Below are 14,039 nucleotides of genomic sequence, written 5' to 3'. Positions count from 1 at the left end.
GCCCGGCGGCATGTTCTGTCGATGGGCCAACCAAGACCGGTGATTGACATGAAGATCAAGAATTCGCTCAAGGCGCTCAAGGCTCGTCATCGTGACTGCCAGCTCGTTCGCCGCAAGGGCCGCGTTTACATCATCAATAAGACTGCTCCGCGCTTCAAGGCTCGCCAGGGCTAATCTTATTTCTGATTTTGCATTTGACGTTTCGCTGCGCATGATGAAGATTATGCGCATGCGGAACGTTTTTGCACATCTGGGTCACACCTCGCTTTTGTCAGCTATCAGCGCAGCTTTGCTTATCATAAGCTCTGCCCTTGCTGATACAAAGCCATCGCTCACAGCCCCTATTCTGCCTGTTCAGGTTGGCGCTGACAGCGAACAAAAGCCACAGCAGGAAAAGCCTGCTCCGGCTGCAGCGCAAACGCCTGAAGAGCGCCTCGACAAGCTTTTTGCTGATCTCAAGCGCACATCCAACGAGACAAAGGCGCGCCGCATCACCGTTCAGATCAATCAGATCTGGTCGCAATCTGGCAGCGCTACGGTAGACCTTCTCGTGCAATGGGCGAGTAGCGCCATGCTTGAAAAACGCTATACTTCAGCACTCGATTTCCTAAATGAAGCCATCGCAATCGATCCGGACTATGCTGAAGCATGGAACCGTCGTGCGACTGTCTATTACCTTCGCAACGACTATGCCCACGCTATGTACGACATCAATCGTACGCTGGAACTTGAGCCGCGTCATTATGGTGCGCTTACCGGCATGGCCGAGATTCTGCGTGCACGCGGGCTGAAAGAACAGGCGCTGCGCGCCTATGAACAAGCGCTACAGATCAATCCAATGATGCGGGACGCGCAGAAGAGTTTCTTCGATCTCACCGAAGAACTGAGCGACACTCGCACCTGATTCCTTTGCAGGACGCCTCAAACTGAGAAAGTGTAGAGCGTCATCTCAAAGCGCAAGGCGTTGATCACCTGCGGCTCTCCATGGCTTGATCCTTTGCCATGCTTAGGATGAGACCGAGGCCTTGTCCTTCTTCAACAAACAAAAACGCGCCCCGAAAGGAGCGCGTTTTTTATCAACCATAACTAGCACCTTAACCGAATGCCGGCAGTTTAGTCTGTGGACTGACCGTCGGCACCGATATAGGCGATGCGCAGCAAATTGGTAGCACCCGGCGTTCCGAATGGTACACCTGCCGTAACAATCAAACGATCACCAGCCTTGCCAAACTCTTCCTTGAAAGCAACCTGACAGGCGTGATCAACCATGTCTTCCAGATCATGCGCGTCTTCTGTCACCACGCAATGCAGACCCCAGACGACCGAGAGACGGCGCGCGGTTTCAACAATCGGCGACAGTGCAATGATTGGCGTACGAGGACGTTCACGCGCTGCACGCAGGCCCGTGGCTCCTGAAGCCGTATAGGTGACAATAGCCGAAAGATTGAGCGTTTCAGCAATCTGACGAGCAGCCAGCGCTATCGCATCTGAACCAGTCGGCTCAGGGATCGCACGCTGTGCATCGAGAATACCCGGATAGGTCGGCTCGCGCTCAACCTTCTCGGCGATACGGTTCATTGTTGCAACAGCTTCGACCGGATACTGGCCGGACGCGGATTCAGCAGAAAGCATGACAGCATCAGCGCCTTCGAAAACAGCGGTCGCAACGTCAGACACTTCAGCGCGGGTCGGAACCGGTGCAGTGATCATCGATTCGAGCATCTGCGTCGCCACCACGACCGGCTTACCAGCGCGGCGTGCCTTGCGGATCATCTGCTTTTGAATGCCCGGAACGCTTTCCAGTGGCATTTCAACGCCAAGATCACCACGAGCAACCATGATCGCATCGGAAAGCTCGATGATCTCATCGAGACGCGTCACAGCCTGCGGCTTTTCAATCTTCGACATCAGGCCGACCTTGCCACCCGAAATCTTGCGTGCTTCGATCAGATCTTCCGGACGCTGAATGAACGACAGGGCAACCCAGTCGATTTCTTCCTTCAGAACCGCGTGGAAATCCTTGTAATCTTTCTCTGTCAGAGCACCGACACCCAAAGTGGTGTCCGGAAGGCTCACGCCCTTGCGATCAGAAATGCTTGTGCCAGCGACAACCTTGCAGCGGATCGACTTGCCGTCAGAGGCTTCGGCAATCAGTTCCAGCTTGCCGTCGTCGATCAACAGACGATGACCGGGCTCCACAGCTTCCAGAATTTCCGGGTGCGGAAGATACACACGGGTTTCGTCGCCCGGCTCTTCATTGTTGTCGAGTGTGAAAGTCTGGCCTGCAACGAGCGCAACCTTGGTATTCTTGAACTTGCCAACGCGCAGCTTGGGACCCTGAAGGTCAGCCAGAATTCCGATAGGACGGCCAAGTTCCTTTTCTACATTACGAATGCGCTGAACAAGCGTACGCATCGTGTCATGATCGGCATGACTCATGTTGATACGGAAGACGTCTGCACCGGCTTCAAAAAGCTGACGGATGACGGATTCCTCGCCGGACGCCGGGCCGAGTGTGGCGAGAATCTTGACCTTGCGGTTGCGCTTCATTGATTATTAGTTCCTGTAACTGTGGAGTTTTCTAGCGGCGTTTCGTCAGTAAGCTGTACCATCCAGCTCGATTGTTCCCCGGTATCGTATTCCTGGAAGCCATTGCGCTGGAAACCCCGCGCAAAGCAGTCCTGAACACCCGTGATACGGAATTCCTTTTCCGCAACACACATGTTCACCTTACCTTCCCAGCGGCCGCCGCTCTGGGAATCTTCAGCATAGAGATAGTAATAGCGTGACGAGAGTGGGCCTTCGAGCAGCGTCTTGCAGGTTGAACCGTCAATATGCCACCAGCCCTCAGTCACCCAGCCTGTCTTGGCTCTATAGCCAATGGCGACACCAACCAGGTTCTGAGTTGAGTTACACACCCGAAAATCAGCACGCGCTTCCAAAGCTGTTATGCCCAGTGTACCGATAAGCACGCTGGAGAACAAACCTAAGAAAAGTGGAAGTCGCATTCGCCGAACTCCTTCAGCCCGCAATCGCTTTTGTCTCACGCAAGGAAATCCTCTTTCGATCGCTCTCTTTTCGGCAGTTTCGCCTTTGATGTCAACGCAATCCCGGAGAGAACAAATCAGTTACAGCATTTCCATTCAAACTGCATAGCGATTTAAGCGGAAAAACGTCCAATTTAAACGATTAGATTGGCTTCTTTGTCTCAACCCGGAAACTCCTTCCTCAATCTTTTGAGAATGATCGTTGCAATCTCGACTTTCTCATGACAGAGCTGGAACTACTTGCGATTTGTGACAAAAATCTCACCGAAGAAGCCACTTGCATGTCATCTGCTCCGTCCTTTTCCCCCGTCCATCAGGTCGATGGCAATCTCGGTCTTGGCCTGCTTCTGACCGCCGACCATGCCCGACGTGATTTGCCGGCTGAATATGGCAGTCTGGGTCTGGCAAAAAGCGAGTTTGAACGGCATATCGCGTATGATATCGGCGTCGAGGAACTTACACGTCAGCTCGCTGCAAAGATTGACGCACCAGCAGTCATGGGTGGCTTCTCGCGCCTGCTGATCGACCCCAATCGCGGTGAGGATGATCCGACCCTCATCATGCAATTATCGGACGGCGCGGTCATTTCCGGCAATTATCCGATGACCCCGGATGAGCGTAAAAAACGCCTCGATAAGTTCTATCGTCCCTATCATGATGCAGTCGCATCCGTGAGCACCCAGGTCGCACTTGCGAGTGGCAAAGCGCCTTTTGTTGTTTCCATCCACTCCTTCACGCCAAACTGGCGTGGCAACGATCGGCCATGGCACATTGGTCTTCTATGGGATTCCGACCCGCGCGCGATTACTCCACTCCTTTCGATGCTACGCGACCAACCCGGCCTGATCGTAGGCGACAATGAGCCATATAATGGCGCGCTGAAAAACGATGCCATGTATCGTCACGCAACCAGCCGCGGCTATGCGCATGTGCTCATTGAAGTACGACAGGATCTGATCGCAGAGAAAACTGGCGCGACTGAGTGGGCCGAGCGACTGGCACCAATGCTTACCGCTATCAACACGCTGCCGGAAATCCATGAAATCCGGCATTTTGGTTCGCGAACAGGGCCTATCGATTAATCGCCTTTGCCCGCTATCCACAGCCAAAAGGCGATAAATGGCCCCAAAGCCTCTTAATTTTGCTCGCGACTCGCACGAAAAACGTTTCAGACTTTCGACAATCGCGCCGTTCCTTTACAGCATGTCGCAGAAAAGATGGAACCGGCTTTCCGGTGACGATACGCGCGTCGAAACAAACCGCTATTGCTTGCATTCATAATCGACTTTGAATTGGAGAAACCCGTGAGCGACGACATTACCAGCGAAGCCCAGACAATTGCTGTTGGCCAGTTGCGTGCTTTCATCGAGCGCATTGAGCGTCTCGAAGAAGAAAAAAAGACCATCGGCGACGATATCAAGGAAGTTTACGCGGAATTGAAGGGTTCGGGGTTTGACAGCAAGGTCGTAAGGACCATTATTCGTCTGCGTAAAAAAGAAGACCATGAACGTCAGGAAGAAGAAGCCATGCTCCAGCTCTATATGGATGCATTGGGCATGGGCTGACTTTAAGGGCCCGACTCTCTTCCTGAAATCGTAACCCTGCGGGTCCGCAAGGGGTCGTATGCACAGGAAGAGGATAGGGTCCATGGAGTTTAGAAAGCTCGGACGTACTGAACTCGAAGTTTCGCCGCTTTGTTTTGGCGGCAACGTATTTGGATGGACGGTCGACGAAGCGACTTCATTTTCGCTTCTCGACCGTTTTGTCGATGCAGGACTTAATTTCATCGACACGGCGGATGTCTATTCCGCATGGGCGACAGGAAATACTGGTGGTGAATCCGAAACTATTATCGGCAACTGGCTGAAATCCCGTGGCCTGCGCCATAAAGTCGTCATCGCCACCAAAGTTGGCTCAGAAATGGGGCCGGACGAAAAAGGCCTTTCTCCCACTTATATCCGCAAAGCCGTCGATGCCTCCCTCAAGCGGCTCCAAACCGACTATATCGATCTATACCAGTCTCACTGGGACGACCCGGAAACACCGTTCGAGGATGTGCTGGGAACCTATAAAGAGCTCATGGCCGCTGGCAAAGTGCGCGCTATCGGCGCATCAAACCTCACCCCAGAACGTCTCACCGAAGCGCTTGATACGTCCAGCAAACACAATCTGCCGCGCTATGAAACTTTGCAGCCACTTTACAATCTCTATGATCGTTCGGGTTTTGAAAGCGGACTTGAAGCAATCTGCCGTGACAATGAGCTGGGCGTCATTCCCTATTACGCGCTCGCAGCCGGCTTCCTGACGGGTAAATACCGTTCGAAGGATGATCTTGGGCAGAGTGCGCGCGGCTCATCCGTCGAAAAATACCTGACCGATCGTGGATCACGCATTATTGCGGCGCTCGATCAGGTTGCCCGCGCAAATGATGCCACACCTGCGCAGATTGCGATTGCCTGGCTGATTGCCCATCCGGCAATCACTGCACCCATTGCCAGTGCAACGCGTTCTGCCCAGCTTGGTGAACTGATCGACGCAACGCAGATAAAACTGGATGCGGAAGCTATCGCGCTGCTCAACAAGGCAAGTGCTTAGAATCGGTCGTCGAGGGATAAGAAATTATCCCTCGATCTCCTCCCTCAGCATCTCCAATTCCAGCCATTCTTCTTCCATGGAAGAATGCTCTGTGCGCTTCTTTTCAAGAAGATCGGCCGTCTTGGCAAACAGCGTTGGATCTTTGGCATACAGCTGCGGATCAGCCAGCTTCCCTTCCAGAACGGTGATTTCCTTTGCCAGCGCATCCATTTTGCCCGGCAGGCTTTCAAGTGCAAATTTCTGCTTGTAGGAAAGCTTGCGCTTTTCCTCCCGCTTGGGCTGCACAGCCTCATTGCCCTTTTCGTCGGCGCGTGCGGCAGCGGCCTTCACATTGCGGCGCGCCAAAGCCTGTTCTTTGCGCTGCGCCATCATATCGGCATAGCCACCAGCATATTCGAGCCAGTTGCCATCACCTTCCGGCGCAATCACAGAGGTCACAGTGCGGTCAAGGAAATCGCGATCATGGCTGACGAGAATGACCGTGCCAGGGAATCCGGAAACCAGTTCCTGCAAAAGATCGAGCGTCTCCATGTCGAGATCATTGGTCGGCTCGTCAAGGATCAACAGATTGGCAGGCCTTGCCAGAACGCGCGCCAACATAAGACGCGCTCTTTCACCGCCTGACAGCTCACGGATCGGCGTGCGTATCTGTTCAGGCTGGAAAAGAAAGTCCTTCATGTAAGAAACGACATGGCGCTGCTCACCGTTGACGATGAGGCTTTCGCCGCGACCATCGGTCAGATAATGCGCCAGCGTATCATCCAGATTGAGGCTTTCACGCTTCTGATCAAGCTCGGCCATTTCGAGATTGACACCAAGGCGCAAAGTGCCTGAGTCCGGTTGAAGCTTGCCAGTAAGCATTGACAAAAGTGTGGTCTTGCCTGCCCCGTTAGGACCAACAAGCCCGATCCGGTCACCGCGTTGAACACGAGTCGAAAAATCTCGGACCAGTACGCGCTCATCATAAGCTTTGTTGAGCTTTTTCGCTTCAATGACAAGCTTGCCGGACTCCTTGGAATCGCTTGCTGCCAGAACAGCATTGCCTTGCGCCTTGCGATGATTGCGAAACTCCGACCGCATCGAATGCAGCTCACCAAGACGACGCACGTTGCGCTTGCGGCGAGCCGTCACGCCATAGCGCAACCAATGCTCTTCGCGTGCGATCTGGCGGCCAAGCTTGTGCAGATCGCGCTCTTCTTCTTCCAGAACCTTGTCACGCCATTCCTCAAAATGCGCAAAGCCCTGATCGATGCGACGGGTAATGCCGCGATCAAGCCACACAGTCGAACGGCTGACATTTTCAAGAAAGCGACGGTCATGCGAGATCAACACGATAGCCGAACGGATCTGACGCAGTTCGTCTTCCAGCCATTCAATGGTATTGAGATCGAGATGGTTTGTCGGCTCATCAAGCAACAGCACATCAGGCTGCGGCGCGATCACGCGTGCAAGGGCTGCACGGCGCGCCTCACCACCAGACAGATGATCGGGTTTTTCTTCGCCAGTAAGGCCCAGATGCTCAAGAAGATAGGTTACGCGATGCGGATCATCTGCCGGTCCAAGCCCGGCTTCGACATATGCACGTACATTGGGAAAACCATCAAGGTCCGGCACCTGCGGCAGATAACGAACCGTCGCGCCCGGATGCTTGAACACTTCGCCCGAGGTCGGCTCGACCATATTGGCCGCGATTTTGAGCAAAGTGGACTTGCCTGAACCGTTGCGGCCGACCAGCGCGATGCGGTCGCCCTCACTCACAGAAAGGGCAGCTTCCTCCAAAAGCGGTGTGCCGCCAAAGGTGAGCTTGATCTGGTCGAGGCGAAGAAGCGGAGGTGCCATGGTTCTCTTTGAAAAAAGCGGTTGAAAATTCCGCCCTGCTTGTCGGGGACAAAAGCCGTTCTGTCAAATGGAACCGTCAAAAAACAAACAGGCCGGGTTTCCCCGGCCTGTTTTTAAACTTTGATCCCGCTAAACGGACCAACCCGTCTTAGTTACAAGGTGCTTCGTAAACGCGACCGTAATTATCGCGGTAACGACAATACTGAACATTGTTACGGGTTGTCGCAGCACCGAGAAGCGTACCGCCGACAGCACCAATGGCAGCCCCGGTCAAAGCACCACGACCATTGCCACCGATTGCGCCGCCTGCGAGCGCACCAAGAGCTGCACCACCGACACCATAACCGGCAGTACGTTGTTCACCCGTCGTGCATGCTGCTGTTGAGAACGCAAGCGCACCGACGATTGCAATCATGGAAAGACGTGACTTCATGAAACAATCTCCTACTAGAGTTACACCAACACCGACTTTGCGTCCCCAACTTCGGCGTAAAGCAGATCATACCCGCTTGACCCATTTACAATACGTTTCACCTGTCAGCGTCAAGCAGTTTCAATTTTTAAGGTTAGCAGCTGCCCTGAAAATGAGCCTCCTCACTCAAGTTCGCTACAAGTATCGCAAGACCTGAACGCGCTGAAACGCAAAGAGTTCCACGCACAATATTGGAGACAGTCCACGATGAACCAAACGGCAAGGTCACATTGTCTAACGGCCACTCGGCATTTGTGATTGTAAGTCCTTCAACGGTGCAGAAATTCACAACGCTAAAAGATGTGCCGTCGGGTAAATCATAAACATAGTCTCCTGCGACCAATGGCCATGCTTCCTCCGCTCCGCTGGACAGAAGAATGTCTCTGCCTTTTGCGACTTGCGCGGTTGCCATAGTCAGATGCAGCAAGGTGTGATCGGTGCGCGAGCCGCCAAAAGCACCGCAGAGAATGACCTTACTCGCTCCACGCTTAAAGGCTTCCTCAAGCGCAAGCTCACCATCCGTCATATCCTTGGCAGCGGGAAAGGTTCTTTGCGGCACATGCGCATATTTCTTTTTCAATGCGTCGGAGGTTGAATCGAAATCTCCCAACCAAAGTTCGGGCTCAACCTCAAGGGCTTCCGCGTGGCGCATCCCGCCGTCCGCAGCAAGAACTCGCGCGCCAGCTATCTGCCGTTTCAAGCGTTCCGTGACGACGAGATCGCCGCCGAGAAGAATAACAAATGTGCTCATAAATCGCTCATAACACGCGTTAATTCTACCCGGAAGCCTGCATGTTGATGCGGAAGCATCCCTTGCCCTTCTCTTTGCAAGGCTCTATTGTCGGCCCTGCTCTAACGGGGTGCCATTCAACCATTGAATAGCTGAGAAGCCGTACTCCGGCTAACCCGCTGAACCTGATCCGGCTTATACCGGCGGAGGGATTAGATGCTGCCCGATTTATCGATAACGGCGCTCAATCCTTTAAGTAAAAGAAAGGACCTGCCGTTATGCGGCTTTTATCTCTGCTGACCTTCTCGCTCTCTGCAGCTTTTGCCTTTGCACCGGCTGCTCAGGCAAAAAACAAGCTCACAATCTATACCTATGACAGTTTCGTTTCCGAATGGGGTCCCGGCCCCAAGGTGAAGGAAAACTTCGAGAAGGAATGCGATTGCGAACTGGAATGGATCGCATCGGCTGATGGCGTCGCCCTTCTCAATCGCCTGAAGCTGGAAGGCGGCAACACAAAAGCCGACATCGTGCTTGGTCTAGACACGAACCTCACAACAGAAGCACGTGCCACGGGCTATTTCGCGCCAAGCGGTATTGATCTGTCCAATGTCAAAGTGCCGGGTGACTTCAAGGACGATGTTTTCGTACCTTATGACTATGGCTACTTCGCTATCGTCTATGATTCCGAGAAACTGCCCAACCCACCGCAAAGCCTGAAGGAACTGGTCGAAGGAGATCCGTCGCAGAAAATCGTCATTCAGGACCCGCGGACTTCAACACCCGGCCTTGGCATTCTGCTGTGGATCAAATCAGTCTATGGCGATCAGGCCGATGAAGCTTGGGAAAAGCTGCAAAAGCGCATCCTGACGGTGACGCCGGGCTGGTCGGAAGCCTATGGTCTTTTCACCAAAGGCGAAGCACCAATGGTGCTCTCCTATACGACATCGCCTGCCTATCACATGGTCGCGGAAAACACCGAGCGCTGTAAGGCGCTGGCCTATCCAGAAGGCAACTACCTGCAGATCGAGCTGGCGGCACAGACAACCACTGGTGCCAAGAACCCGCTGGCACAGAAATTTCTTGCCTTCATGACCGGCCCCGGCTTTCAGGATGTAATCCCGGAAACCAACTGGATGTTCCCGGCTGGTAAAACTTCCACTCCTCTTCCTGACGCTTTCGACAAGTTGCCAAAGCCTGAAAAGACACTTCTGATCCCTGCTGATGAGGTTGCAAAGAACCGCAAGGCTTGGGTCGACGAATGGCTTAAAGCCTCCAGCAAATGAACAACCCGCTGACCATCAGCCGCGCAAGACAAACGCCTGCAATGAAACCACTTGCAGGCATATTAGCGCTTGGCTTTCTGGCGGTTCTGGTCGGCGGGTCTCTCCTTGCTCTGGCGATGGAGGCCAGTGGTTTTAACACGGATGTCTATTTCGACAGCTACCTACTCAGGGCTGCCCGTTTCACGGTTCTGCAGGCGGCAGCATCGAGCCTTCTATCAGTGCTGTTTGCAATTCCTGTGGCGCGCGCGCTTTATTCGGAAGCAAGCTTTCCGGGACGTGGTCTGATTCTGCGTCTGTTCGCGCTGCCGTTGGCGCTGCCAGCCCTTGTGACTGTGCTCGGTATCACCAGCATTTATGGGCGCAATGGATTTATCGCGCAGCTTTCGCAATCGGCAGGCTACCCGGTTTCTCCCGATGTTTACGGCATCACCGGCATTCTGATTGCGCATGTGTTTTTCAATATGCCGCTGGCGGTCAGGCTCATTCTTGCCGCTTATGAAACGATCCCCGCTGATTACTCGAAACTTTCCTCGCAGCTTGGTATGCGCAGCACACCGCGCTTCCGTTTCATCGAATGGCCGGTCATTCGCCGCAACCTGCCAGGCATGATCGGCCTCATATTTATGCTCTGTGTCACCAGTTTTACCACTGTGCTGACGCTTGGCGGCGGCCCTCGCGCAACAACGCTTGAAGTCGCCATCTACCAAAGCCTGCATTTCGACTTTGATCCGGCACGAGCCGTAGCCCTCACCCTGGCACAACTCGCGCTCACACTGGCGATCTTGCTGGGATTGCGCCTGACTGGACGGCCGTCAGAAGAGGGTTTCACCCTAGCGGCGACAGCCAGACGCTATGGCACCCCATCCAAGCGAGAACGGGTTTTCAATATTTTCGCCATCGCTATCGGCTTTCTTTATGTGGCGCTACCCGTTTCAGGCGTTGTCATTTCAGGCCTCGCGGCCGATCTCATACGCTTGTTAAGCGAATGGACCGTATGGCGCGCTATCTCTACCAGCATCGCACTTGGTTTTTCTGCCGCCCTTCTTTCCGTCATTCTCTCGCTCTCACTGGTAATCGCGCGTGAGGCGACACGCAGCATACGTCTTGCCAATCTCTTCGACACTGGCGCCAGCCTCATATTGGTGATGCCGCCCATCGTTTTGGGTGCAGGCTGGTTCATTCTGCTACGCCATTTCACCGACCCATTCGTTATGGCCCCCTTCATGGTCGTAACGGTCAACGCCGCCATGGCAATGCCATTCGCAGTACGGCTACTCAGGCCCGCATGGGACACATCGGCGGCGCGCCATAACCGACTTTGCGCACAGCTTGGAATCACAGGCCTTAACCGGTTGAGACTTATCGACTGGCCGTCCATCCGCAGACCATTCGGAATGGCTTTTGCCTTTGCCATGGCACTGTCTCTCGGCGATCTCGGCACTATCGCCCTGTTCGGCAGCGACGCATTGCTAACTCTGCCCTATCTTCTGTTCCAACGCATGGGCAGCTATCGCACATTCGACGCAGCAGGCCTTGCGCTTATCCTCGGCCTGCTGTGTCTTGGTCTGATGTTTATTGCAGACCGCGCCGCAGCCCGAAAGGAAACGTCCTGTCCATGAATGCCCAGCCGCCTAAAGCCAATCTGGCTGATATCTGCTTTCAGGATGTGCGTTTCAGCTATGGCGAAACCACTATGAATTTCGATGCGACAGTGCCGGGCGGTGTCATCGCAGCGATTGTCGGCCCAAGTGGCTCGGGTAAATCCACTTTTCTCAATCTCATTGCCGGGTTCGAAACACCACAGTCTGGGAAAATTCTGATCGGCACGACAGACGTCACCCGCCTGCCGCCAGCATCTCGACCTGTCTCGATGGTGTTTCAGGAAAACAATCTCTTCGCCCATCTGACGGTCGAACAGAATGTCGGACTTGGGCGTTCGCCCGATCTAAAATTCAGTCAAATGGACCGCGAAACTGTTGCTAACGCTCTTGCCCGCGTCGGCCTTCGAGGGAAAGAACAGCGTAAACCTGAAGCGCTTTCCGGTGGCGAACGTCAGCGCGTGGCGATAGCGCGTGCACTGGTGCGCGAGCGACCCGTGCTTTTGCTTGATGAGGCTTTCGCTTCATTGGGACCGGCGTTGCGTCATCAGATGCTTGATCTTATGCGTGAACTGCAACAGGAAAACGCCATGACCGTGTTGATGGTCACCCATACTCCTGAAGATGCCATCTATCTCGATGCATTGTTGCTGTTTCTCGACGGCGGACAGATTTCCGCTCAGGGGCCCGCACGCGAGTTGCTATCACCATCTGGACCGGAAGCATTGAAACGCTATATCGGTGAACAGGCAAAAATTTAGAGTGCCCCTGCGATTCACACGCAGCAGGAAACACTCCTAATGTTACGGTTGTGGACATATTTTGTTCGCAATCAGCTTGAAGAACGGCTTAGAACGCTGATCTGCTTCTTGTAGGATATTCAGTCTGTAGCTAGATTTGCGCCAAGATATCGACGCTGATTCAATTGCGAGGGTAAAATACTGATCCGTCAACAGACCCGTGCCCGGGCCTCCCTGTGTCTTCCAGTCTCTCTGCCAGAACGGATGCAGCGCAATTGGCGGAAACCAGCCATCGGTCTTGGCTTGCTTGCTCTTGCTTTGATTTCAGGCTGTCAGTCGATCAATTCAAGCAAGGATCTTGGCCTTCAGCCATCCTCAAATCCGGTAACAGTTGAAAACGTCACCCGCAACGACCGTCTGGCACAGATCGGCGCGCAGCAGCACCCACGCATCCTTGCCACCTATGGCGGCGAATACAAGGATCAGAGGCTTGAGCGCATGGTTGCCAAGATCGTTGGCAATCTGACGACAGTTTCCGACAAGCCGGATCAGACCTATCGCATCACTATTCTTGATAGTCCTAATATCAATGCCTTCGCACTGCCCGGCGGCTTTCTTTATGTAACGCGCGGCTTGCTGGCGCTTGCCAATGATTCCTCGGAAGTCGCAGCTGTTATCGCCCACGAAATGGGCCATGTTGTTGCTAATCACGGTATCCTTCGTCAGGAGAAGGAAGCCGAAACGGCAATTGCCGGACGTGTCGCGACGGAAGTCCTGCATAATGAGAGCGCAAGCCGGGAAGCTACCATTCGCGGCAAACTGCGCCTAGCGCAATTCTCACGCAATCAGGAACTGCAGGCCGACGCCATTGGCATCAAGATGATCGGTGAAGCGGGCTACGATCCCTTTGCATCCGCGCGCTTCCTGCAGTCGATGGAAGCCTATACGGACTTCCGATCGGTTTCTGGCGCAACGGATGCAAGCCTAGATTTCCTCGCAAGCCACCCTGCCACCCCGCAGCGCATTCAGCTTGCGCTCGGACATGCACGCCGTATTGGTGCGCCCGGAGTTGGCACGACAGACCGCGATTCCTTCCTCAACGGGATTGATGGCCTGCTTTATGGCGACTCGCCCAATGAAGGCTATGTTCGGGAGCAGACCTTCATTCATCCAAAACTGGGCGTGACCTTCACCGCACCAGAAGGCTTCACGATCGACAATTCGGCCAATGCCGTTATGGCAAGCGGTCCGGGTGAAGTGGCGATCCGTTTTGACGGCGCATCTTTGCCTTCAGGTTCAAGCCTCACCGATTATATCAAATCGGGCTGGGTAACAGGCCTTGACGAAAGCTCGATCCGTCCGATCACCATCAATGGCCTGCCTGCCGCAACCGCGCGCGCAAGCGCCGACCGCTGGCAGTTCGACATTGTGGTAATTGGCGCAAACAATAAGGTTTATCGCTTCCTCACCGCAGCGCCGAAGGGCAGCAATACCTTGCTTCCCGCATCGCAAACCGTTACGCAATCCTTCCGCTTGCTGTCACCAGCCGAACAGGAGGCGATCAAGCCTTTGCGCATCCGCGTCGTTACTGTGAAGCCGGGCGATACGATGGCGAGCCTTTCCGCACGCATGCAAGGCACAACCCGTAAGCTTGAATTGTTCCGTTTGCTCAATGCGATGTCTGCTGGCGCGACGGTGTCGGTTGGTGATCGGGTAAAGCTCATTAGCGAATAAG

General features: G+C 54.1%; 14 protein-coding genes and 1 riboswitch. Of the genes, 9 read left to right on the top strand and 5 right to left on the bottom strand.

Going from position 1 to position 14,039, the window contains the following annotated elements; translation table 11 throughout:
- Positions 1 to 48 precede the first annotated feature (48 nt).
- Together ykgO and QBD00_RS17715 are read left to right on the top strand one after the other, a co-directional pair.
- On the top strand, positions 49 to 174 hold the full coding sequence (ykgO, locus tag QBD00_RS17720; protein ID WP_002967908.1) for a type B 50S ribosomal protein L36: 126 nt from the start codon (positions 49 to 51) through the stop codon (positions 172 to 174).
- A gap of 49 nt (positions 175 to 223) precedes the next feature.
- Positions 224 to 904, top strand: a complete 681-nt coding sequence (locus tag QBD00_RS17715) for a tetratricopeptide repeat protein (RefSeq protein ID WP_412535043.1) — start codon at positions 224 to 226, stop codon at positions 902 to 904.
- 209 nt (positions 905 to 1,113) lie between these two features.
- Here the strand turns inward: QBD00_RS17715 and pyk are convergent, their stop codons facing one another.
- Together pyk and QBD00_RS17705 are read right to left on the bottom strand one after the other, a co-directional pair.
- Positions 1,114 to 2,550, bottom strand: a complete 1,437-nt coding sequence (gene pyk, locus QBD00_RS17710; protein ID WP_095447362.1) for a pyruvate kinase — start codon at positions 2,548 to 2,550, stop codon at positions 1,114 to 1,116.
- Positions 2,547 to 3,008, bottom strand: a complete 462-nt coding sequence (locus QBD00_RS17705; protein ID WP_095447363.1) for a DUF1036 domain-containing protein — start codon at positions 3,006 to 3,008, stop codon at positions 2,547 to 2,549. The genes pyk and QBD00_RS17705 overlap by 4 nt, the downstream gene beginning before the upstream one ends.
- A 320-nt stretch (positions 3,009 to 3,328) precedes the next feature.
- Between QBD00_RS17705 and QBD00_RS17700 the strand changes: the two genes are divergently transcribed.
- The 3 genes from QBD00_RS17700 (at position 3,329) to QBD00_RS17690 (ending at position 5,642) form a co-directional block, all read left to right on the top strand.
- The gene (locus tag QBD00_RS17700) at positions 3,329 to 4,129 is read left to right on the top strand and encodes an N-formylglutamate amidohydrolase (protein WP_318580139.1); all 801 of its coding nucleotides are present in this window, start codon (positions 3,329 to 3,331) and stop codon (positions 4,127 to 4,129) included.
- A gap of 222 nt (positions 4,130 to 4,351) precedes the next feature.
- Positions 4,352 to 4,612: a DUF2312 domain-containing protein gene (locus tag QBD00_RS17695; protein ID WP_007876730.1), complete on the top strand. Its 261-nt coding sequence runs from the start codon at positions 4,352 to 4,354 to the stop codon at positions 4,610 to 4,612.
- 82 nt (positions 4,613 to 4,694) lie between these two features.
- Positions 4,695 to 5,642: an aldo/keto reductase gene (locus tag QBD00_RS17690; RefSeq protein WP_095447364.1), complete on the top strand. Its 948-nt coding sequence runs from the start codon at positions 4,695 to 4,697 to the stop codon at positions 5,640 to 5,642.
- Positions 5,643 to 5,666: 24 nt separating this feature from the next.
- Here the strand turns inward: QBD00_RS17690 and QBD00_RS17685 are convergent, their stop codons facing one another.
- The 3 genes from QBD00_RS17685 to QBD00_RS17675 all read right to left on the bottom strand — a co-directional run bounded on the left by QBD00_RS17685 (position 5,667) and on the right by QBD00_RS17675 (position 8,704).
- Positions 5,667 to 7,481, bottom strand: a complete 1,815-nt coding sequence (locus QBD00_RS17685; protein WP_318580138.1) for an ABC-F family ATP-binding cassette domain-containing protein — start codon at positions 7,479 to 7,481, stop codon at positions 5,667 to 5,669.
- Positions 7,482 to 7,629: 148 nt separating this feature from the next.
- The gene (locus tag QBD00_RS17680; protein ID WP_094578220.1) at positions 7,630 to 7,914 is read right to left on the bottom strand and encodes a glycine zipper domain-containing protein; all 285 of its coding nucleotides are present in this window, start codon (positions 7,912 to 7,914) and stop codon (positions 7,630 to 7,632) included.
- A 133-nt stretch (positions 7,915 to 8,047) separates the two neighbouring features.
- Positions 8,048 to 8,704: a thiamine diphosphokinase gene (locus QBD00_RS17675; protein WP_318580137.1), complete on the bottom strand. Its 657-nt coding sequence runs from the start codon at positions 8,702 to 8,704 to the stop codon at positions 8,048 to 8,050.
- A gap of 95 nt (positions 8,705 to 8,799) precedes the next feature.
- Positions 8,800 to 8,912, top strand: a riboswitch (TPP riboswitch).
- 49 nt (positions 8,913 to 8,961) lie between these two features.
- Here QBD00_RS17675 and thiB point away from each other — a divergent pair.
- The 4 genes from thiB (at position 8,962) to cdlP (ending at position 14,038) form a co-directional block, all read left to right on the top strand.
- Positions 8,962 to 9,966: a thiamine ABC transporter substrate binding subunit gene (gene thiB / locus QBD00_RS17670; RefSeq protein ID WP_318580136.1), complete on the top strand. Its 1,005-nt coding sequence runs from the start codon at positions 8,962 to 8,964 to the stop codon at positions 9,964 to 9,966.
- Between the two features lie 8 nt (positions 9,967 to 9,974).
- The gene (gene thiP / locus QBD00_RS17665; RefSeq protein ID WP_318580159.1) at positions 9,975 to 11,585 is read left to right on the top strand and encodes a thiamine/thiamine pyrophosphate ABC transporter permease ThiP; all 1,611 of its coding nucleotides are present in this window, start codon (positions 9,975 to 9,977) and stop codon (positions 11,583 to 11,585) included.
- Positions 11,582 to 12,325 (top strand): thiamine ABC transporter ATP-binding protein, encoded by a 744-nt coding sequence (gene thiQ, locus QBD00_RS17660; protein ID WP_318580135.1) that lies wholly within the window; start codon positions 11,582 to 11,584, stop codon positions 12,323 to 12,325. Before thiP ends, thiQ begins: the two co-directional genes overlap by 4 nt.
- Positions 12,326 to 12,568: 243 nt before the next feature.
- The gene (cdlP, locus tag QBD00_RS17655; protein ID WP_095447370.1) at positions 12,569 to 14,038 is read left to right on the top strand and encodes a cell division protease CdlP; all 1,470 of its coding nucleotides are present in this window, start codon (positions 12,569 to 12,571) and stop codon (positions 14,036 to 14,038) included.
- The last annotated feature ends 1 nt before the right edge of the window (position 14,039 follow it).

Origin of the sequence: Ochrobactrum sp. AN78, from assembly GCF_029909885.1 — a bacterium.
Classification (GTDB): Bacteria; Pseudomonadota; Alphaproteobacteria; order Rhizobiales; family Rhizobiaceae; genus Brucella; species Brucella quorumnocens.
Note: the sequence above shows the minus strand (reverse complement) of the source record. Positions and strands in the feature narration are given on the sequence as shown.